This window comes from Pantoea sp. EABMAA-21 (assembly GCF_030053335.1).
GTDB lineage: Bacteria > Pseudomonadota > Gammaproteobacteria > Enterobacterales > Enterobacteriaceae > Pantoea > Pantoea communis.
Map to the genome: position 1 here is coordinate 1 of NZ_JASGBX010000012.1, position 20,655 is coordinate 20,655.

Sequence of the window (20,655 nt, forward strand, 5' to 3'; positions counted from 1 at the left end):
GTTCCCAAGGGTGGTGAAAGAGAGACCCTATAAATATCCGACAGCCAGAAGAAAAAATGCCAGTCAGGCTTAACTGATCGGGATTAGGCCAATTGGCCCGTTTTTTTATGGAAGCATTTCTCAATAACGGCGCGATTGATCGCGCATCTGAACCGCGTTTACATGGTGCGATTCATCGTGCCGCGACAGCAGATGTAAAAAAGGAAGCTCATTAGCTTCCTTTTTTTGGGCCTTAGTAGACGTCACGCAGATAGCGCTTATCTTTCTTCAACTGGTCAATGTAAGCCGCTGCACGTTCGCTAGAGAGTCCACCAAACTGGCGCACCACTTCATACAGCGCTGCATCCACATCTTTCGCCATGCGCGAAGCATCGCCACAAACATAGAAGTACGCGCCATCCTGCAGCCAGGCATACAGCTCAGCGCCTTTTTCCAGCATACGATTCTGCACGTAGATCTTCTCTTCCTGATCGCGTGAGAATGCCAGGTCGAGATGTGTTAACAGACCGCTTTGCTGCCAGCCGTTAAGCTCATCTTCATAAATGTAGTCGTGTTCCTGATGCTGATCCCCGAAGAACAGCCAGTTCTTACCTTCAGCGCCGGTTGACTGGCGTTCCTGCAGGAAGGCACGGAACGGGGCAATACCGGTGCCAGGTCCAACCATAATCAGCGGAGCATTGCCGTTAGCCGGCACGCGGAACGCTTTGTTTGGCGAAATAAAGATAGCTGGCTTCTCGCCACGGCGCACGCGCTCAGCCAGGTAGGTTGAACATACGCCTTTACGCTCACGGCCACCGCTGTGGTAGCGCACGGAAGCAATTGTCAGGTGCACCTGATTCGGATGCGTTTTGGAGCTGGAAGAGATGGAGTACGCACGGTGCTGCAACGGACGCAGCATCGCCACGAACTCTGGTACAGACAGAGTGCGCTTCAGCTCAAGCTGCAGCAGATCCAGTGTGTCTTTGCCCCACAGCCAGTTAGCCAGAGTGTCTTTATCGTCGTGCTGCAATACGTGCAGCAGTTCCTGGTTGGCAGTGTGCTGGCCTACCCACTCAATCAGCTTGCGCGATGGCTCAGAGATTTCGAACTGATAGGTCAGCAGGTCGCCGAGGTTACGGTCAAAGCCAGGTACTGGCGTTTCGTAATCGGCTTTCAGCTCGCTTAACAGCAGGCTAACCAGTTCAGCATCGTTCACTGGGATGACACCCAACGCATCACCGGCTTCATATTTCAGGCCGCTGTCGGTGAGGTCGAATTCAAAGTGGCGAATATCTTTCGCCGATGATTCGCCTGAGAGACGCTTGTTGGTCGCCAATGCAGCCGCGTAAGGGTTCTGTTTGTTGCTACCTGGAATGACAGGCGCTTCTGGCGCGCTCTCTAATACCGTGCCACTGCTGCCCGCACTGGCGGCAAATTGTGGCATTGCATCGCCAATCCATGCACTCGACGGCTCTTCGAAGTCGATATCGCAATCGATGCGGTCAAAGACACGTTTTGCACCCAGCTGTTCCAGACGCATATCGAAGAACTTACCGGCCTGACAGAAGCCATCGTAACCGGTATCACCAATCGCCAGGATGGCAAAGTGCATCTGCTCCAGGCGTGGCGCGGTGCTGGCAGAGAGTGCCTGCCAGAACAGCTGTGCGTTGTCCGGCATTTCGCCTTCACCGTAGGTGGAGGTGACAATCAGCACATGACGCATGGTCGCGAACACGTCCAGGTCCACTTCACCCAGAGCCTGAACCACAGGCACCAAGCCTTTGGCTCGTGCCGCTTTAGCCGCGGTTTGTGCCAGCGCTTCTGCGTTGCCGGTTTGTGAACCGAACAGAATGTGCAGCTGAGTATTGGTGGTGCCACCGGCGGCAGGTGCCGTCTGCTTATCTTCTAATACCAACAGGCGCGAGTGGAGACCGGCGAGAAAACCCGCCAGCCAGTATTTCTGTTCGCCGTTAAATGGCGCATCTTCAGGAATGTAAGGAATCTTCATGGATATCTGTACTCAAACCCGTTTCGTGATGTTCAGTCAATATACACACATTCATTGGTGCTGCTATCAGGAAAGTTTCCCGACAGCAGCGGCGATTTCTGGCAGTGCAGCACGCGCAAACAGCTCTTCGAAATCAGGCAGATGGCCGAGCACCTCGCGGTTACGGGCATCCTGATAAATGATCCAGCCATAAGTCGCCAGGCTGTCCATGGAGCGAATGTTGCGTTGCGTTAATGCTGCTTTGTAATCGGACATACGTTTTGCTGCAATCAGACTCGCCAGTTCGTCATCGCTGTAGCTCTCAATGGCTGAGCGTGCATGGCGTTGCAGTTTGCTCACCAGCGCAAAATCTTCGGTCATCAGCAGGTTACGAACCGCTTTCTCAACCGCAGCATCTTCAACAGGCGTGCCTTTCGGCAGTTTGCCCAGCGCCAGCTGCTGCGCGAAGCTCAGCACGGTGTAGTTGTTGAGCAACACGAACATTTCTGCCGTATCGGTCGCACCGTAAGCCGGTACGGCGCCATCCGCAATGGTTTTACCCGTGCGCCAGGCCGCTTTGAATTTGGCAACCTGATGTGCAGCCAGTGAGGTTGACAGCTCTTCCAGCAGATCCTTACGTGATTTCGCTTTTAGGATCTCGCCACCATCTTGATACAGCAGCAGTGAACGCGGCATCACGTAGACAAAGTGGTGGCACTCGGTTTCCCAATTCTCCAGCAGCCAGGCTGCGCGCGGCGAGTTAGTGGCTTCCAGGTGCCAGTTCAGCATGGTCAGCACGGCTTGCTTGTGAACCTGCGCCAATTCATCTTCGTCAGCGATTGAACCGAAAAGCACGGAATCACCCGCTGCGTGTCCTGCCAGTGCGCCGTATGGATCATACTGGTAAGCAAAGCCACCGCTCATGCCGTTGCCGAAACCTTTACCAAAGGTGCCGAGGTTCAGAATTGCGCCATTGGTCATGTATTCGCAGCAGAAATCGCCGACACCTTCGACGACTGCGGTTGCACCGGAGTTACGAACCGCGAAACGGTCGCCCGCCTGGCCTTGTACGAACAAACGGCCGCCGGTCGCACCAAACAGCGCGAAGTTACCGATCAGCACGTTGCCGTCGCTGTCTTGAGCGCCGCCACCCGGTGACATCACCACCAGCTCGCCACCGCACTGACCTTTACCTACGCCATCGTTACAGGTGCCGTAGTGCTTCATCTGCATACCATCGTTGCAGAAGGCACCGAATGACTGACCGGCAGAACCGCTGGTGTGGATATTCACCGTGCGCGGTGCCAGATAATGACGGCCGCGATCGTCTTTGAACACCGCTGGCAGTGCAGCACGTTGTTCAGCAGACAGTTCGTGGTTGAGCATGCGCTCGATGTCGATGGCCAACTGGCCGCCCACGCTCTTGTTACGGTTGTTCAGGGTAATGCCTGCGCCGAGCGCGATATCGCGGCTCGCCTGGTCGATCAGCTGTGTTTTCAGCTCTTCAACCCAGCCATCATCCAGCTCAAAATCTTTTTCCAGATAGACCGGCTTCGCGATTTTCTGCTCTGGCACCACGGTCAACATCGCACGCAGATCCAGCTTGCCGACTTCCAGTGGATGATCCATCAGGTGCAGCAGGTCAGAACGGCCACGTGCTTCGCGCAGTGAACGCAGGCCGAGGCGTGCGAGGAATTCACGCACTTCTTGCGCTACATTAACGAAGTACTGTGCCAGTTGACGCGGATCGCCATCAAAGGCTTCGGCGTTGGTGGTTAAACCGGCCGGGCATTTAACGTTACAGTTTTTCGCCATTACGCATTTCAGCATCATCAGCGCAGTGGTGCCGAACTCGAAGCTGTCGCCACCGAGCAGGGCAGATTTGATCACATCGCTACCGGTTTGTTGTGCACCGGAGCAACGCAGCTGCACTTTGTCACGCAGGCCATTCGCGCACAGCGCCTGATGCACTTCCGCGATACCGATTTCGGCAACGCGTCCGGTGTATTTCAGGCTGGTGACCGAGGCCGCACCAGTACCACCGGTGTTACCTGCCACGTTAATGACGTCTGCGCCAGCTTTTGCCACGCCCACCGCGATGGTACCGATGCCTTCTGAAGACACCAGTTTCACGATAACGCGCACGCGCGCTGCCTTACAGTCGTGGATCAGCTGCGCCAAATCCTCGATGGAGTAGGTATCGTGGTGCGGTGGGGGTGAAACCAACTCAACACCCGGCGTACCGCCACGCGCGGCGGCGATCTCCACGGTCACTTTCGGTGCAGGCAGCTGTCCGCCTTCACCTGGTTTCGCGCCCTGACCGATTTTGATCTCCAGCTCTTCCAGCATCGGATCGGCCAGATAAGCCGCCCACACGCCGAATCGGCCTGACGCCAGCTGCTTAATGCGTGACGCGCGGATGGTGCCGTGACGGGAATAGTGCTCGCCACCTTCACCACAGTTACTCATGCCGCCGACCATGTTAGTGCCGTGCGCTACCGCTTCATGTGCAGGTGCCACCAACGCACCGTGGCTCATCGCACCTGAGGCGAAAGTACGGGTAATTTCGTGTGCCGGCTGGATCTCTTCGAGTGGCAGCGAAGGCAATGCGGTAAAGATCAGTGACAGATAATCTGCCGCTTTACCGTAAGCGGTGATGTGCAATACACCGCCGGCCACGCTGCTGCTTTCGATGTCGTCGCTAAAGCGGGTTTTCAGTGCACGTGCCAGCGCTTCCAGACGTTCATCTTCTGGCTTCAGGCCCGCGATTGAATCAATCAGGCGCAGCTCGAACTGGTTCAGGCTGCCTTCCACCGCTTCACACTTCAATCCACGGGTAGCAAAACCGTTGTTGACCAGTGAGTAACGGCCGAGTTTACGACCAAACTCCGCTTCGCTATCAACGTGGGTCAAATCACACGGCAGCGCGAGGATGTCACGCAGCGCAGCAGGACGACGTTTACGCTCGGCGTGCATCAGGCTAGAGAATTGACGGTAATCCGGCGTGATCGCCAGTGAGTCAATGACCTCGTTCGGGATGCGTTCGAAGCTACTGTCTTTGAATGCGTCAGCTTTAATGCTGAAGGCATTGTCCAGTTTGGCCAGCGTCATCAGACGGATGAAATTGTCCTCTTCGCGTGCTTTGTCCGCGAAGCGAATCGGCTGTTCCGTCATATCAATAAAGGTACGCACGGCGATGGTGCCGTAAGAGTGACCTGCACCTTCCGCACGCTCTTTGAACAAGCCGAGCAGTGGCACTTCTGCCTCGCCCTGGATTTTCAGCGCACTCTGATGCCAGTCAACCGCCATCTGAGCGATAGCCGGGAAGCCCGCGCCACCCACAGGGGTTTTGATATTCGGGAAGTACTTCTTCAGAACCGGATCGTCGGTATTCAGGAAGTTAGGTTCAAAGAATTCACCACAGCTGTAGCTCTCAACGGTACAGAGACCCACTTTACCCATGGTCTTCATCAAGGCTTTTTCGGCGGCTTTGGCATAGCGTTTGAAGGCTTTGTTACCTTCTTCGCCTTCGCCATATTTCTCTTCCGCGCGCATCTGTACGCCCAGCGGGTAAACCGCTGACGCACCAAAGCCTAAAGTGGCTGCAATGTGGTGAGAGGAGATACTCTGGCCGCTTTCTACCACCAGAGAAACATCCAGACGCAGACCTTCCTGCACCAAACGCTGGTTGATGGCAGAGACCATCAGCAGCATAGGAATCGCCGCGTGAGTTGAAGAGATGTGGCGGTCGGTGATTACCGCAATGCCGCCCTGCTGGCGTGCGAAATCCACGACCTGCTGTGCAAGATTATCAATGGCGTTCTCCAGCGCTTTGGCGTTGGCGGCACGGCTGACGATATCTTTGCCGATGACCGGCTCATACAGCATCTCGAAACGCGCATAAGGTGCGATGGTTTGCTCACGCAGACGCAGCATATCGAGGTGTGTCAGGATCGGCGTTGGCACGATAACCTGCTGACCTTTGCTGCGGCCAAGGTGCGGTTTTGCACCCAGTGCCACGCGCAGCGTCATGCCGTCCGCTTCGCGGATAGAATCCAGCGGCGGGTTGGTGACCTGAGCAAAGCGTTGTGAGAAGTAGTGCGCCATGCCGCCTTCGTGGTCGGACAGGCCATTGATGGCGTTGCCGTAACCCATCGCCGAGATCTTCTCAGCGCCGGTTTGCAGCATCGGGTCCATCATGAATTTGAAGCTTTCCTGGTTGTAGTAGTACGCCACAAAACGCTGATAGGTTTTGAGGTCGCCACGATAGCGAAGCGGTGAGCCCAGCTGCTCTGCCTGAATCTCCGGCAGATCGTGCAGGTCCACGCGAGCCGCGCTCAGCAGTGAAAGGTAATCTTTCTCTGCTGCCAGTTTTTCCAGCGCTTCCACCGTGGTGTAAGAGCGTTTTTCTTTGTGATCGTAATAGAGCATGCCGCCCGCTTCGATACGGCCACGACGCAGTACGCTTTCCGGTGGGAAGGCAATCTGACCCGCTTCTGACATCGCACCGATGTATTCAGCGGTTTCGACAGAACGCAATGGGCGCAGACCCAGGCGGTCAAGGCGTGCCCCGATCACTTCGCCATTACCGAAGATCAACGCTGCCGGGCCATCGTTCTTCTCTTCATACAGAGAGAAGTACTCCAGCATGGCGCGCACTTCATTTGACAGTGAGGTGTCGTTTTCCCACGCTGGTGGCATCATTGAGACGACGGCGTTGATCAGGTCGAGGTTATCTTCCATCAAACGGCTATGAATGCTTTGGTCCAGACGCGAGCTGTCGGACTGGCCTTTCGGACGCACGATTTTCTTACCGCGCGCCAGCATCAGCGCCGCTTCAGCGATACGGTTCTTACGGTCGGTGTTCAATTCACCATTGTGCGCCATCAGACGGAACGGCTGTGCCATGGTGGTGTGCGGATCGGTGTTGGTCGAGAAGCGGGTATGGAAGAACAGCCCGCGCACCTGATGATCGGCATCGGTCAAATCTTTGAAGTACGGAATCACTTCATTAGAGTTCAGGCGTGCTTTAAATACCTGAGTGCGTGAAGAGAGCGACAGCGGATAGAGACCGCCGAATTCGCTTTCAGTAAAGGCACGCGCTTCGATGTCCAGCAGCGCACGATAGATGTGGCGCTCGAACTCGAGTTGTTCGGTGACTTCCTGCGGAGCCGCAAAGATCCACTGCACAATCGGCAGCTGGAATTGCAGAGCGGCTGGACGCGTCACGCTGCCGTCCAGCGGCATATCACGCTTCATCAGCACAGGGAAGTTATGGGCAGCGAGGGTTTCTTCCACCAGACGCTCAGCGTTCGCGCGAAGCTCGGCATCTTTTGGCACGAAGAAGTTACCGACGCCAAAGCGACCGGCTTCCAGCGGTTGGCCGGTGACTTTACGGAAGAAGTTCAGAGAAAGGTCGACGTTGACACCTGCGCCATCGCCCACGCCCTCAGCAGACATGCCGCCACGGTGCGGTACCGTGCACAGTGCGCTATGGGCCATCTGCAGGATCTCATGGGTCTGCTCGCCGTCCTTACGGGTAATAAACCCAACACCACAGCTATCACTACCGGCTGAGGGATCATACAAACCATAGGGATGAGGTTTTTGAGTGGACATTGAGGGTCTCCTTAAACTGCTTTTGACATTACCTGCATTATTTCAAGCACAGAGCACCGCTGCGTGCTGTATCAAATTCGTTTTCGCCGCTTAAACGCGGACGTCGCAATACCGAGCAAAGGCTCTCAAGAGAGTATGGTCTCGTCCTTGATGAGCTGCTCTTACTTCCGGTCTCTTACGGGAGATAACTTGCATCCAGAGGGAGTTTCTTGCTGCATAGATATGCCGAGACACAGTCCCGACTGGAAAGCATCCAGCGGAATTCCAACTTATCGGGAAAGCGAACTCAGGTCAAATAGCCAGCTTTGTTGCGGTTAATCGGCTGTTTTACCAATTAACACTATGATTATGAACAATTTATTACGTAAATAACTGTCAATCTGACGATTCTGATTCCCCTATGAAGTGTGAGCCGTCTCACTGTGAGGTACGCCTCAGATATCTAATCAATGCTGAATAACTGCATTCCATCAGCATAAAATTCTGTTGGGGCGGTTTCACGCACAGCATGTATCTGTTTTTCTTATGGCGTCATATTTGAATCAAAATAGGGCTGTCATTAGTAAAATTAATCAAGCTGATTGTGAGTAAAATGGCGCTAAAGTTGAATGAATATGCAATAACAAGACGCAACCATCAGATGAAATGGCTGCCGGGAGGCGGAATAGCACGGGATGTGACAAAAGGGTCGCAAAAGCGCGGCCCTCCAGATTATTCAGTTGGCAGATTTAGTCAAGCGCTTTACGCATAACGACGCGAACATCGGCGAAAAGGCGCTGCGATGCACCATAATGAGGCAAAGTCAGCAGGCAATGACACGCTGAGTCGGCGCAGTGCCGCGATAATTACGCTATCATGAGCCAGATTTCGTTCAGGGAGCTCGTGATGAAACAGATTCGTCTTTTAGCGCAGTACTACGTTGATTTGATGGTCAAGCTTGGGCTGGTGCGTTTCTCACTACTGTTAGCTTCAGCACTGGTGGTGCTGGCGATGGTGGTGCAGATGGCGGTCACCATGGTACTGCGTGGCCATGTTGAGAGTATCGATGTGGTGCGATCGGTGTTCTTTGGTCTCTTAATCACGCCCTGGGCCGTCTATTTTCTCTCGGTGGTGGTTGATCAGCTGGAAGAGTCTCGCCAGCGCCTGACAAAGCTGGTCGATAAGCTGGAAGAGATGCGCACACGCGATCTTGAACTTAATCAGCAAATGAAAGAGACCATCGCTCAGCTGAATCAGGAAATTAACGATCGTATCAAAGCGGAGCAGGCCCGCGAGCAGGTGATGGATAAACTGCGCGAAGAGATGGCGCGTCGTGAACAGGCGCAAATCGAGCTGGAACAGCAATCCTCTTTCTTACGCTCCTTCCTCGATGCCTCACCGGACTTGGTATTCTATCGCAACATCGACAAGCAGTTCTCGGGCTGTAACCGTGCGATGGAGTTGCTAACCGGCATGAGCGAGAAGCAACTGATTGGCCTGACGCCGCGCGACATTTACGATGAAGATGCCGCCTCCAAGGTGCTGGAGACGGATGAAAAGGTATTCCGCCATAACGTCTCCCTGACGTACGAACAGTGGCTGCAATATCCTGATGGGCGCAAAGCCTGCTTCGAAATCCGCAAAGTGCCGTATTACGATCGCGTCGGTAAACGCAGCGGCCTGATGGGCTTTGGTCGCGATATTACTGAGCGTAAGCGTTATCAGGACGCGCTGGAGAATGCCAGCCGTGAGAAGACCACCTTTATTTCAACCATCAGCCATGAACTGCGTACGCCGCTGAATGGCATTGTCGGCTTGAGCCGCATTCTGCTGGACACCGATCTCAATCAGGAACAACTGAAGTACCTGAAAACCATCCATGTCTCGGCCATCACGCTTGGCAACATCTTTAATGACGTGATTGAAGTGGACAAAATTGAGCGCCGCAAAGTGCAGCTGGATAATCAGCCACTCGACTTCACCGGTTTCCTGGCCGATCTGGAAAACCTCTCCGGGTTACTGGCGCAGCCGAAAGGACTGAAGTTCGTGATGGCGCCAGAGCTGCCATTGCCGCACATCATCTCTGCTGACGGCACGCGCCTGCGTCAAATTTTATGGAACCTGATCGGTAACGCGGTGAAATTCACCCAGCAGGGTGAGATTGTGGTGCGGGTCGCCTATCACCAGGACGAAACGCTGCGCTTTGAAGTGCAGGATTCTGGCATGGGAATTCCGCAGGAAGAGCAGGACAAGATCTTCGCCATGTATTACCAGGTAAAAGATCAGCACGGCGGAAAACCCGCCACCGGTACCGGTATTGGTTTGGCGGTTTCTCGGCGTCTGGCACAGGCGATGGGCGGCGATATTAGCGTGAGTAGTGCGCCGGGGCAGGGCTCATGCTTTGTGGTCGAGATAAATGCACCTCGTGTGGCCGATGAGGTGGAAGACGAAGATCTCGACGACAGCATGCCACTGCCGGCGCTGCACGTATTACTGGTTGAAGATATTGAACTGAACGTCATTGTGGCGCGCTCGGTACTGGAGAAACTGGGATGCAGTGTGGAAGTGGCGATGACCGGCACTGAAGCGCTGGCGATGTTTGATCCGCAGGAATTTGATCTGGTGTTGCTGGATATTCAACTGCCGGATATGACCGGATTGGATGTGTCGCGCGCTATTCACCAACGCCATGCTGGCATGGCGCTGCCGCCGCTGGTGGCACTGACCGCCAACGTGCTGAAAGATAAAAAAGAGTATCTCGACGCCGGTATGGATGATGTGCTGAGTAAACCGCTGGCGGTGCCGGCCTTAACGGCGATGATTAAAAAGTTCTGGGATTACCAGGGCGAACCGGAAGAAGAGATTCAGACGTCCTCAGACGTACACTCGCGCATGCTGCTCGATGTGGAGATGCTGGAACAGTATATCGAATTGGTCGGCCCAGGATTGATTACACAAAGCCTGACGATGTTTGAACAGATGATGCCGGGCTATCTCGACGTGCTGGATTCCAACATGATGGCGCGCGATCAAAAAGGGATTGCGGAAGAAGGGCATAAAATTAAGGGTGCTGCGGGCTCAGTAGGACTGTTGCATCTGCAGAAACTGGCGAAACAGATACAGTCACCGGAACTGCCAGCATGGTGGGACAACGTGCAGGAGTGGATCGACGAATTAAAACATGAGTGGCTGCATGACGTTAACGTGTTACGCGAGTGGGTAGCTGAAAGGGAAAAATCTTCGGACGCCAGAAAAAAATGACCCCAGTCGAAACTGGGGTGCGCGAATACTGCGCCAACACCAGGGAAATGGGTACTGCTGCTATCGTTAGAAGTCGAATAGATCAGCAACAGTATGGTATTGGTTAACGCTTCGAAATCACCTTAACAAATTCGCCAACGCTTGTGACAAGATTCATTAAATTGTGTGAAGTTGAGCAGCGATTAAATACAGAAAACATTAATTTGCTGACACAGTCAAGCAAGGAATTAATTTCTTTGCCGTATTGCACTATTTTTGACCAATTGTTCTGCTTTTTGCCTGAATTTCCTTCAGCCTGAAGCAGGAAAAGCCTGACAGCTGCACTGAAATTCCTAATCAGTCGAAAAATCAGAGTTGATTGAACTTAACATGCTGATATTAGGTAACAAATAAGGTAGTTCTGGTGGGTTATCCAAAACGTTTTGGAAACCCTCTGCTGAAAGTTCCAGTTTAAGCTTTTGCGGTGCAATGTAAACCAAACGGAAGGCTAAATCCTTTACCATTGTCAGGGCTAATCATGATGATGTTGACGCGATTTCAGCCACGTTTATTGAAACGGCTGCGCTCATCAGTGCGCTTATTCAAACGCTTTGAAATTTTATTGTTAAGTATTGTGAAAGTTTAAACGTGATCTTTATCACTTTGTATGAAGTATCCGATTGTAAGGGTTTTGCTGGGTTTTTCACCATGGAACCGATTCCCTCATAATGGAAGTGCTTGATGTGATTGGCTCTAATAGACGAACGATGATGACGCAGGTAATAACTTCATCTCTAACTTTCACGGGATAAGCGGTAAAGTTTTGCCCAGGATTACAGGTAATCAAAATTGTGACCGGGGTGATTGATTAATGCAGGGAACAGGTAAGAGAAAATTGCATGAGTAAGAGTAAAGGGAAAATGGGGCAACGCCTTAAAGTGCTGATTGCTAAAGTGCTGCTTGCGTGGTTGGGAATTTGGCTGGCAGGCATCGTGATCTTTGCCTTTTTACCAGTGCCGTTTTCTGCGGTGATGGTGGAGCGTCAACTGGGCGCCTGGTTCAGTGGTCGGTTCGACTATGTGGCGCACTCCGATTGGGTCAGCATGGATGAGATTTCTCCGTGGATGGCGCTGGCCGTGATCGCTTCTGAAGATCAAAAATTTCCGGAGCACTGGGGCTTTGATGTCGATGCGATACAAAAAGTATTGGATAACGATGGCTCAGAACAGATGCGTGGTGCCTCAACGCTGTCGCAGCAGACCGCAAAAAACCTGTTCTTATGGGATGGCCGCAGCTGGGTGCGAAAAGGGCTGGAAGCCGGTTTAACCGTTGGACTCGAAACCGTGTGGACCAAACGCCGCATTCTGACGGTATATTTGAATATTGCGGAGTTTGGCAACGGCGTGTTTGGTGTGGAAGAGGCTTCACAGCGCTACTTCCACAAACCAGCCAGTCGTCTGACGATTTCTGAAGCGGCGCTGCTGGCGGCGGTACTACCAAACCCGATTCGCTTCCGCGCTGATGCACCTTCCGGGTATATACGAATGCGCCAGCAGTGGATAATACGCCAGATGCGTCAGTTAGGTGGGGAAGGTTTCCTCGCGCGTTACAAATTGCATTAACAGCAATTAATCTTCGTCAAACCCGGCTTCGAACAGCTCAATCACCGCAGCCAGCGCCTCGACTTCCTGCGGACCGCTGGCTTCAATCTCGATATGGCCGCCTTTCGCGGAGTCGAGCATCAACAGCGCAATCACGCTGCTGGCTTCGGCTTCCGTACCGGCTTCATTGCGCAGTAGTACCTCTGCGTCAAAACTCTGCACCAACTCGAACAGTTTCATTGCCGGGCGCGCATGCATGCCCAGCTTATTGCGAATCTCAACGACTTGCTTCACGGTCATGATTTACGTTTTTCCAGAGTGCGATGACGAGACTGCACATTTTTGCCGCGTGAACGGAAGTAATCTGCCAGCTGTTCGGCGATGTAAACCGAACGGTGTTTCCCCCCGGTACAGCCAATCGCGACCGTTAGATAGCTGCGGTTGTTGGTTTCCAGCATCGGCAACCACAGCTCCAGATAGCTGCGCGTCTGGTAAATGAAGTTATGTACTTCAGTGTGGCGGTCGAGGAAAGCCGCAACAGGACGATCAAGCCCGGTCATCGGACGCAGCTTGGGATCCCAGTGCGGGTTTGGCAGGAAACGCACATCGAAGACGTAATCGGCATCAATGGGAATGCCGTGTTTGAAGCCGAAGGACTCAAACACCATGGTCAGCTCACGCTCACGTTTGCCTGACAGGCGCGTACGCAGCATTTCAGCCAACTCATGGACCGACATTTCGGACGTATCGATGATCAGGTCTGCCCGCGAACGCAAAGGCTCCAGCAGATCACTCTCTTCATCAATCGCGCTTTCCAGTGACAGGTTTTTACTGGAGAGCGGATGGATGCGGCGAGTATCGCTGTAACGCCGTATCAGCGTGTTGCGATCGGCGTCCAGGAACAGTAACTGTGGTGAAAACGAATCCGGCAGATTGTTGAGCGCCGTTTCAAACACCTCCGGCGATTCAGGCATGTTGCGCACATCAATGCTGACGGCCGCCGAAATATTGCGCTCTGTTAGGGTGTTCGCTAATTCCGGTAGCAGCACCACGGGTAGATTATCGACACAGTAAAATCCCATGTCTTCCAGGGCACGCAGTGCGACCGATTTTCCTGAGCCTGACCGACCGCTAACGATCATCAGCACCATCACATTTCTCCCGTTTTAAACCGACGAATAGGCCGGTAAATGTGTCTGTCGCTTAAGAGTGTTCTTCCTGAGCTTCTGTGATAATGGCATAGAGTTCTTCATCACTCTGTGCCGCACGCAAACGGCGGCAGACGGTTTTGTCTGCCAGACGTTTAGCGACCAGCGACAGCGTATGCAAATGGGTTTTGCACTGGTCTGCAGGCACCAGCAGAGCAAACAGCAGATCAACCGGCTGATTGTCCACGGCGTCAAAGGCGATCGGTTGGTCGAGGCTGATAAATACGCCAACGGCGCGCAGCGTATCCTCCTCCAGCTTGCCATGCGGAATGGCGATACCGTTGCCAATGCCAGTACTGCCCATACGTTCGCGAGTCAGAATGGCTTCAAATAGTGTCTGGTGCGGCAGATTGAGCTGCTTCGCTGCCAGCTCGCTGATAATTTCCAGCGCGCGTTTTTTACTCTGGCAGTGTACGCCGCTACGGGTACAGTCCAGTGAGAGGACCGAGCTCAATTCCAGTGTCAGATCGTTGTTCATCATCGTTTCACTTGCGAGTTCACATAGCCGCAAGGTTAACGCCATTCATAGCACAATGGCGAGTCTCCCGTTGGCGCTTGCGCAGATGACAAAACGGGGCGGTTAACCCGCCCCATTTGCGCTCTGAGTGCCGAATCGGTCAGCACTCTGCAAGCATGAAGGTTAGTGTTTTTTCAGTTTGTCTTTGTGTTTGGTCAGCTGACGGGAAAGCTTGTCGATTAACCCGTCGATGGCCGCGTACATGTCTTCCGCTTCCCCTGTGGCGTGCAGCTCTCCGCCGTTGACGTGCAGTGTTGCTTCCGCAATCTGCGTCACCTTCTCCACTTTCAGAACAATATAAACCTGATTGATACGATCAAAGTAGTGTTCCAGTTTGGCAAATTTGCTATTTACAAATTCGCGCAGCGGTTCAGTGATTTCAACATTCAGTCCGGTCAGGTTTAGCTGCATAGGTCTTCCTTCTTCGTTCGGTCAAACCAACTGCTTACGCTGGTTTGATGGCGGTATAGATAAAGACTCGCGATATTTAGCAACCGTACGTCGCGCCACCATGATGCCCTGATCGGATAACATGGAGGTGAGTTTGCTGTCGCTCAAGGGTTTTGCGGGGTTCTCCGCGGAGATCAATTTCTTCACCAGGGCACGGATAGCCGTGGAAGAGGCTTCGCCACCGCCTTCGGTATTCACATGGCTGGAGAAAAAATATTTTAATTCAAAGATGCCACGCGGGCTGTGCAGGTACTTTTGCGTGGTCACACGGGAAATGGTGGATTCATGCATGTCCACGGCCTGGGCGATATCTGCCAGCACCATCGGCCGCATGTATTCCTCGCCCTGTTCAAAGAACGCCTGCTGCTGCTCGACAATACAACGCGTCACTTTGAGCAGTGTGTCGTTGCGGCTTTCGAGGCTTTTAATCAGCCATTTGGCTTCCTGCAAATTACTGCGAATGAATTGGCTGTCGCTGTCGTTACGTGCGGAACCGCCCATCGCGGCGTAATGTTGATTGATCTTCAGGCGCGGCAAGCTGTCTGAATTCAATTCAACGGTCCAGCGCTTACTGGTTTTACGCACCAGTACATCAGGAATCACATACTCGGGTTCGCTGGTGTTGATCGATTGGCCGGGACGGGGATCGAGTGACTGAATCAGCAGCATCGCGTCTTTCAGCACTTCTTCCTTGAGGCGTGTTACACGCATCAGGCTGCGAAAATCGTGGTTGGCCAGCAGATCCAGATGTTCACTGACGATCAACCGCGCTTCTGCCAGCATTGGCGCATCGGCAGCGTATTGTGAAAGTTGCACCAGCAAGCAGTCACGTAGATCACGTGCACCGACACCGACAGGATCAAAGCGCTGAACACGCTTCAGCACCGCTTCAACCTCTTCCAGCGTCAGCTCTTCATCACCAATGCTGTCGCAGATGTCCTGGACGGAAACGGTGAGATAGCCCGTGTCATCAATGGCGTCGACAATTGAAGTGGCAATCGCGCGGTCGGTATCCGTAAACGGCGTGAGCTCCACTTGCCACATCAGGTAGTCCTGCAGTGACTGGGTGGTTTCACCTTGATAAACCGGCAGCTCATCATCCTGGTAATCGGTACCCGTGCCAGAAGGCGTTCCCGCGGTGTAGATTTCATCCCAGGTGGCGTCGAGTGGAAGCTCCTCGGGCATCTCTTTCTGTTCGAGGGCTTCACGTGTGTCTAACGAGTCGCTCTCCTGATGCTCACGTGAATCTACTTCTTCATGCAGATCGGTTTGCTCAAGCAGCGGATTGCTTTCCAGCGCCAGTTGCAGTTCCTGCTGGAGTTCAAGCGTAGAGAGTTGCAGCAGACGAATGGCCTGCTGCAACTGTGGGGTCATCGCCAGCTGTTGGCTGAGCCTGAGTTGCAAACCTTGCTTCATAATTCTGCTTGAATTTCCTAAGCAAATGTCGTGAATAACGACACCTTATCAGAGTCTGAACTCTTCGCCCAAATAAACCCGTTTAACCTGCTCATCTGCAAGAATTTCATCCGGCGTGCCATGCGCGATCAGATGTCCCTGGCTCACGATGTAAGCACGTTCGCACACCGCAAGCGTTTCACGCACGTTGTGATCGGTGATCAACACGCCAAGGCCGCTATCGCGTAGGTGTTCGATGATTTTTTTGATATCGATGACTGAGATCGGGTCAACACCGGCAAAAGGTTCATCCAGCAGGATAAATTTGGGGTTGGCTGCCAGAGCGCGAGCGATTTCAACACGGCGGCGTTCACCACCGGAAAGCGCCTGCCCCATGCTGTCACGCAGATGCTCAATGTGGAACTCTTCCATCAACTCATTGGCACGATCCTGACGCTGCTCTTCCGTTAAATCATCGCGGATTTGCAACACCGCCATCAGATTGTCGAACACGCTTAGACGGCGGAAGATTGACGCTTCCTGCGGCAGATAGCCAATGCCCCGGCGCGCTCGCGCATGCAGCGGCAGAATACTGATATCTTCGTCATCGATCACGATGCGGCCTGCATCACGCGGCACAATCCCGACAACCATATAGAATGTGGTGGTCTTGCCGGCACCGTTTGGACCCAGCAGGCCGACAATCTCGCCAGATTTTACCTGCAGGCTGACATCTTCCACCACGCGGCGGCCTTTATAGGCTTTCGCCAGGTTTTCAGCGACTAATGTGGCCATAGCGATCAGTTACTCTTTTTAGGGCTCGTGGACGAGCCGTTTTTGTCCTGCAACTGCGACGGCACCAGTACGGTGGTGACGCGTTTGCTTTCGCCCTGGCTAAAGGCCTGCATTTTCTGCTCTTTCACCAGGTAAGTGATGCGATCGCCTTTGATGTTGCTGTCCAGCTGCTGAATGAAGGCATTGCCCGTCAGTTCAACGAAATCGTTCGCCAGCTCATAATGCAGTTTTGAGGCGTGGCCCTGCACGGGTTTGCCGTTATCCTGCATCTGGTAGAAAGTGGCGGGAGCGCCGTAGGCATCCACGATAGTTTTTTTACTGTCGCCACCTGGACGTGTGACCACCACTTTGTCAGCGGTGATTTTGATTGAACCCTGGGTCACAATGACATTGCCGGTAAAGGTCGCTACGTTGCCTTGCAGATCCAGCGCCTGATTCACCGAATCAATATTAACGGGTTTGTCAGAGTCTCCCGTCAGGGCCAGCGCGGGCAGGCTGGTCGCCAGTAAGGCGCTTACCAACAACAACTTAAGGCTGTTTTTGTTCATTTTGGATTTCATAGGAAGTTTTGACCTTTTCAAGCAGCTGGGCATTCTTGGTTCGTAAATTGCCGCGCATCTTCATGCCAGTGGAATTAAAACTGCGGCCAAATAGGGTGACTTGATCGTCAGATGTCACATCCTGGGTGACCAGATTAACCTGAGCCGTATCGGTAATAATGCGCTCAAGTTGAGAATCCTGGGTCAGGGTATTCACTTCGACGTGACCATATAGATACAGCATACGATCTTTGGTCAGCTTTGCCTTATCGGCACGTATAGTCCAGGTGGGCACTTTATTTTCATCATACGTGGTTGCAACCGGATTATCGAACCAGCTCACCTCATCTGCCGCAAAGTAAGTCACTTTATCCGAGATCAGTTTGTACGCCAGCGCGCCCGTGGGGTTGTATACCACAGAATGGGACTTCTCGCTGGTATAGGTTGGCTCCTGGCTATTGGTCGCCACCGGCGCTTCGCTATCGTCCTGGTTGGTGAGATTCCAGCCGATCAGCACCAGGGCGATCAAGGCCAAAATCAGCGTTATCCAACGCCTGCTCTTACTCATACTGATTGCCCTTTGGCATCCTCAAATTTGTTCTGCGCCATCAAAATCAGATCGCAGAGTTCACGTACCGCACCACGGCCACCGGCAATACGGGTGACGTAGTGTGCACGAGGTAATAACACGGGGTGGGCATCGGCGACGGCCACACTCAAACCGGCCTCCGCCATCACAGGCCAGTCGATCAAATCATCGCCGATGTAAGCCACTTGTTCAGCAGATAATGACAGTTTATCCAGGAGTTCACGCCACGCCAAAAGCTTATCTGATTGTCCCTGATAAAGATGCGTAATGCCGAGCGTCTGGCAACGATCTTCCAGCAGCTTCGCTTTGCGGCCAGTAATAATAGCCACTTCGATATCAGAGGTCAGCAGGCAGCGAATACCATAGCCATCACGGACGTTAAAGGCTTTCAATTCTTCGCCGTTGTTGCCCATGTAAATCACGCCGTCAGACATCACACCGTCGACATCGCAAATAAGCAGGCGAATCTGCGCCGCCCGAGCCATTACATCGGCACTCACCGGGCCATAGCAGGTATCGATCATCGTGGTTTCAACACTCATTATTTGTTCCTGTTCAAACTACGCCAGCGCGCAGCATGTCATGCATATGTACCACACCGAGCAGACGATCGTCATCGGCGACCAGCACCGCAGTGATGTTTTTGTTTTGCATCAGATTCAGTGCGTCGACAGCCAGCATATTCGGGCGCACGCGAATCCCGCCGCGCGTCATCACATCCTGAATGCTGGCTGACTGGAAATCGATACCCATATCGAAGATGCGGCGTAAGTCGCCATCAGTGAAAATGCCTTCGATTTTCATCAGGTCGTCAACAATCACCGTCAGGCCGAGGTTTTTGCGCGTAATTTCCAGCAACGCATCCCGCAGCGACGCATCGCGGCTGACGTGTGGGATCTCGTCACCACTGTGCATAATATCGCTGACGTGTAGCAGCAGTTTGCGGCCCAGTGCGCCACCGGGATGTGAGAGCGCGAAGTCTTCCTGAGTAAAGCCACGTGCTTCCAGCAGGGCAACCGCCAGCGCATCGCCCATCACCAGCGTGGCGGTAGTACTGGAGGTCGGTGCCAGACCAAGCGGGCACGCTTCCTGTGGAACCTTCACGCATAAATGCACGTCAGCGGCACGCCCCATGGCACTCTCCGGACGGCTGGTGAGGCAAATCAACGGCACTTTCTGTCGCTTGAGGACCGGGATGAGGGCCAGAATTTCGTTCGATTCGCCACTATTAGAGATAGCGATCACCACGTCGTTTGCTGTCACCATGCCGAGGTCACCATGGCTCGCTTCGCCAGGATGAACAAAGAATGAAGACGTACCGGTACTGGCAAAAGTCGCTGCCATTTTTGCACCAATATGACCGGATTTGCCCATGCCCATCACCACCACTTTTCCACGGCAGGCAATGATCATTTCGCAGGCGCGGCTAAAGTCGGCATTAATATACTGATCGAGCTGCTCCAGCCCTTCGCGTTCGATGCGCAGTACCGCTTTACCTGCCTGTTGGTAATCAAAAACCGGTTGCTGATGTGACATGGTCAGTCCGTCCTTAATAACTTGTGATGAGCGCAGGGCTGAGCCACAGCCACAGAACCCACGCAATAAATCCCGATAACAAAAGAGAGCCCGCTACGCGGCCAATCCGGCGTTTGCGTAACAGGCAAAGTAGGGCGAACAGCACGCTGACACCTAGCATCACCCAGTAATCTCGTGCGAAAGCGTGTGCATCAACGCTGCCGGGGTGCACCAGCGCGGGCAGGCCCAGCACAATGGCCAGATTAAAGATATTAGCGCCAATCAGGTTACCGATAGCGATATCGTCTTCACCTTTCAATGCACCCGCCAATACGGTAGCCAGTTCAGGCAGGCTGGTGCCGACGGCAATCAACGTCAGACCCATGACCAGCTCGCTGACACCAAAATAGTCGGCAAACACGGTGGCATTATCGATCACCATCCGCGTTGACATCGGCAGAATAATCAGCGCCACCGCCAGCCACAGAAAGGCCACGGTATTGCCAGCTTCATCGCGCGGCAGTTCAGCCAATTGTTCGCGCGTTAACGTATCGTTGTTATCCCGCTCTGCGCGGCGGGCGATGCGAATGGCGATCAGCAGATAACCTAAAGCAATCAGCAGCAGCGCGATGCCATCAAGTCGACTAAGGTGATTATCAAACAACATGATGCCACTCAGCAGTGAGACCAGCAGCATCAGGGGGAGTTCGCGCCGAATCAGATTGGAGTGCACTGTCAATGGATGCAAAAGTGCGGCACCGCCGAGGATCAGCAGAATATTGGTAATGTTTGAGCCCAGCGCCGTCCCTACAGCTAAATCCATTTGCCCATGCTGCGCTGCAGAAAAAGAAACGATCAGTTCGGGTAACGATGTGCCAATGCTTACCACTGTCATACCGATGATCAGCGGAGGAATGCCGAAGGATCGACACAGGATCGCGGCACTGAAAACCAGACGGTCAGCACCGTAAGCCAGTAAAATCAATCCAATAAACAGCAGGGCAGTGGCTACGAACATGAAAAATCCTTGATGGATAGGTGTGTCGGCAAACCTTGTCCGACAGGTAAATACATTGCGCGCGCGGAAACAGGCGCTGATTTTGACTGTCTGAGAGGCAAAAGTAAATTTTAAGGCCGTTTTCGCCACACCTGACGGGTAAGTTTCTGTAAAACTATCGTGCATTGTGGTCTACCAGGCTACCATCCACGACTTTGATTACGCCCGATCCGCATAAAGAGGTA

15 protein-coding genes are annotated in these 20,655 nt (G+C 53.4%); 2 read left to right on the forward strand and 13 right to left on the reverse strand.

The window, feature by feature from the left end:
• Positions 1 to 232: 232 nt before the first annotated feature.
• Positions 233 to 1,987, reverse strand: a complete 1,755-nt coding sequence (locus QMZ65_RS17190) for a sulfite reductase subunit alpha (protein WP_283216414.1) — start codon at positions 1,985 to 1,987, stop codon at positions 233 to 235.
• 66 nt (positions 1,988 to 2,053) lie between these two features.
• A complete protein-coding gene (locus tag QMZ65_RS17195; protein ID WP_283216415.1) occupies positions 2,054 to 7,585 on the reverse strand; it encodes a glutamate synthase-related protein in 5,532 nt (1,843 codons plus the stop codon).
• Positions 7,586 to 8,470: 885 nt separating this feature from the next.
• On the opposite strand from QMZ65_RS17195, the gene arcB reads away from it, so the two are divergent.
• Both arcB and mtgA read left to right on the forward strand, forming a co-directional pair.
• On the forward strand, positions 8,471 to 10,825 hold the full coding sequence (arcB, locus tag QMZ65_RS17200) for an aerobic respiration two-component sensor histidine kinase ArcB (protein ID WP_058962133.1): 2,355 nt from the start codon (positions 8,471 to 8,473) through the stop codon (positions 10,823 to 10,825).
• Between the two features lie 878 nt (positions 10,826 to 11,703).
• Positions 11,704 to 12,426 carry a monofunctional biosynthetic peptidoglycan transglycosylase gene (mtgA, locus tag QMZ65_RS17205; RefSeq protein WP_058962132.1) on the forward strand — a complete coding sequence of 241 codons (723 nt, stop codon included), beginning with the start codon at positions 11,704 to 11,706 and terminating at the stop codon, positions 12,424 to 12,426.
• Between the two features lie 6 nt (positions 12,427 to 12,432).
• On the opposite strand, the gene npr is transcribed toward mtgA, so the two are convergent.
• The 11 genes from npr to QMZ65_RS17260 all read right to left on the reverse strand — a co-directional run bounded on the left by npr (position 12,433) and on the right by QMZ65_RS17260 (position 20,431).
• Positions 12,433 to 12,705, reverse strand: a complete 273-nt coding sequence (npr, locus tag QMZ65_RS17210; RefSeq protein ID WP_034826632.1) for a PTS phosphocarrier protein NPr — start codon at positions 12,703 to 12,705, stop codon at positions 12,433 to 12,435.
• Complete coding sequence (gene rapZ, locus QMZ65_RS17215) at positions 12,702 to 13,556, reverse strand: RNase adapter RapZ (RefSeq protein ID WP_038649498.1); 855 nt, start codon at positions 13,554 to 13,556, stop codon at positions 12,702 to 12,704. The genes npr and rapZ overlap by 4 nt, the downstream gene beginning before the upstream one ends.
• A 52-nt stretch (positions 13,557 to 13,608) precedes the next feature.
• A complete protein-coding gene (gene ptsN, locus QMZ65_RS17220) occupies positions 13,609 to 14,091 on the reverse strand; it encodes a PTS IIA-like nitrogen regulatory protein PtsN (RefSeq protein WP_176505766.1) in 483 nt (160 codons plus the stop codon).
• A 162-nt stretch (positions 14,092 to 14,253) separates the two neighbouring features.
• Entirely contained in the window at positions 14,254 to 14,541 is a 288-nt protein-coding gene (hpf, locus tag QMZ65_RS17225; RefSeq protein ID WP_034826627.1) for a ribosome hibernation promoting factor, read from the reverse strand.
• 21 nt (positions 14,542 to 14,562) lie between these two features.
• The gene (rpoN, locus tag QMZ65_RS17230) at positions 14,563 to 15,996 is read right to left on the reverse strand and encodes an RNA polymerase factor sigma-54 (protein WP_034826625.1); all 1,434 of its coding nucleotides are present in this window, start codon (positions 15,994 to 15,996) and stop codon (positions 14,563 to 14,565) included.
• 48 nt (positions 15,997 to 16,044) lie between these two features.
• Complete coding sequence (gene lptB, locus QMZ65_RS17235) at positions 16,045 to 16,770, reverse strand: LPS export ABC transporter ATP-binding protein (RefSeq protein WP_034826621.1); 726 nt, start codon at positions 16,768 to 16,770, stop codon at positions 16,045 to 16,047.
• A gap of 5 nt (positions 16,771 to 16,775) precedes the next feature.
• Positions 16,776 to 17,330: a lipopolysaccharide ABC transporter substrate-binding protein LptA gene (gene lptA / locus QMZ65_RS17240; RefSeq protein WP_034826619.1), complete on the reverse strand. Its 555-nt coding sequence runs from the start codon at positions 17,328 to 17,330 to the stop codon at positions 16,776 to 16,778.
• Positions 17,299 to 17,877, reverse strand: a complete 579-nt coding sequence (gene lptC, locus QMZ65_RS17245; protein ID WP_034826617.1) for an LPS export ABC transporter periplasmic protein LptC — start codon at positions 17,875 to 17,877, stop codon at positions 17,299 to 17,301. Before lptC ends, lptA begins: the two co-directional genes overlap by 32 nt.
• Positions 17,874 to 18,440 carry a 3-deoxy-manno-octulosonate-8-phosphatase KdsC gene (kdsC, locus tag QMZ65_RS17250; RefSeq protein WP_097118191.1) on the reverse strand — a complete coding sequence of 189 codons (567 nt, stop codon included), beginning with the start codon at positions 18,438 to 18,440 and terminating at the stop codon, positions 17,874 to 17,876. Before kdsC ends, lptC begins: the two co-directional genes overlap by 4 nt.
• A gap of 13 nt (positions 18,441 to 18,453) precedes the next feature.
• The gene (gene kdsD, locus QMZ65_RS17255) at positions 18,454 to 19,434 is read right to left on the reverse strand and encodes an arabinose-5-phosphate isomerase KdsD (RefSeq protein ID WP_034826612.1); all 981 of its coding nucleotides are present in this window, start codon (positions 19,432 to 19,434) and stop codon (positions 18,454 to 18,456) included.
• A 13-nt stretch (positions 19,435 to 19,447) separates the two neighbouring features.
• Positions 19,448 to 20,431, reverse strand: a complete 984-nt coding sequence (locus tag QMZ65_RS17260; RefSeq protein WP_034826610.1) for a calcium/sodium antiporter — start codon at positions 20,429 to 20,431, stop codon at positions 19,448 to 19,450.
• Positions 20,432 to 20,655 lie beyond the last annotated feature (224 nt).

Coding starts and splice junctions, on each gene's coding strand:
- QMZ65_RS17190 (WP_283216414.1), bottom strand. CDS start 1,987: ATGAAGATTCCTTACATTCCTGAAGATGCGCCATTTAACGGCGAACAG.
- QMZ65_RS17195 (WP_283216415.1), bottom strand. CDS start 7,585: ATGTCCACTCAAAAACCTCATCCCTATGGTTTGTATGATCCCTCAGCC.
- arcB (WP_058962133.1), top strand. CDS start 8,471: ATGAAACAGATTCGTCTTTTAGCGCAGTACTACGTTGATTTGATGGTC.
- mtgA (WP_058962132.1), top strand. CDS start 11,704: ATGAGTAAGAGTAAAGGGAAAATGGGGCAACGCCTTAAAGTGCTGATT.
- npr (WP_034826632.1), bottom strand. CDS start 12,705: ATGACCGTGAAGCAAGTCGTTGAGATTCGCAATAAGCTGGGCATGCAT.
- rapZ (WP_038649498.1), bottom strand. CDS start 13,556: ATGGTGCTGATGATCGTTAGCGGTCGGTCAGGCTCAGGAAAATCGGTC.
- ptsN (WP_176505766.1), bottom strand. CDS start 14,091: ATGAACAACGATCTGACACTGGAATTGAGCTCGGTCCTCTCACTGGAC.
- hpf (WP_034826627.1), bottom strand. CDS start 14,541: ATGCAGCTAAACCTGACCGGACTGAATGTTGAAATCACTGAACCGCTG.
- rpoN (WP_034826625.1), bottom strand. CDS start 15,996: ATGAAGCAAGGTTTGCAACTCAGGCTCAGCCAACAGCTGGCGATGACC.
- lptB (WP_034826621.1), bottom strand. CDS start 16,770: ATGGCCACATTAGTCGCTGAAAACCTGGCGAAAGCCTATAAAGGCCGC.
- lptA (WP_034826619.1), bottom strand. CDS start 17,330: ATGAAATCCAAAATGAACAAAAACAGCCTTAAGTTGTTGTTGGTAAGC.
- lptC (WP_034826617.1), bottom strand. CDS start 17,877: ATGAGTAAGAGCAGGCGTTGGATAACGCTGATTTTGGCCTTGATCGCC.
- kdsC (WP_097118191.1), bottom strand. CDS start 18,440: ATGAGTGTTGAAACCACGATGATCGATACCTGCTATGGCCCGGTGAGT.
- kdsD (WP_034826612.1), bottom strand. CDS start 19,434: ATGTCACATCAGCAACCGGTTTTTGATTACCAACAGGCAGGTAAAGCG.
- QMZ65_RS17260 (WP_034826610.1), bottom strand. CDS start 20,431: ATGTTCGTAGCCACTGCCCTGCTGTTTATTGGATTGATTTTACTGGCT.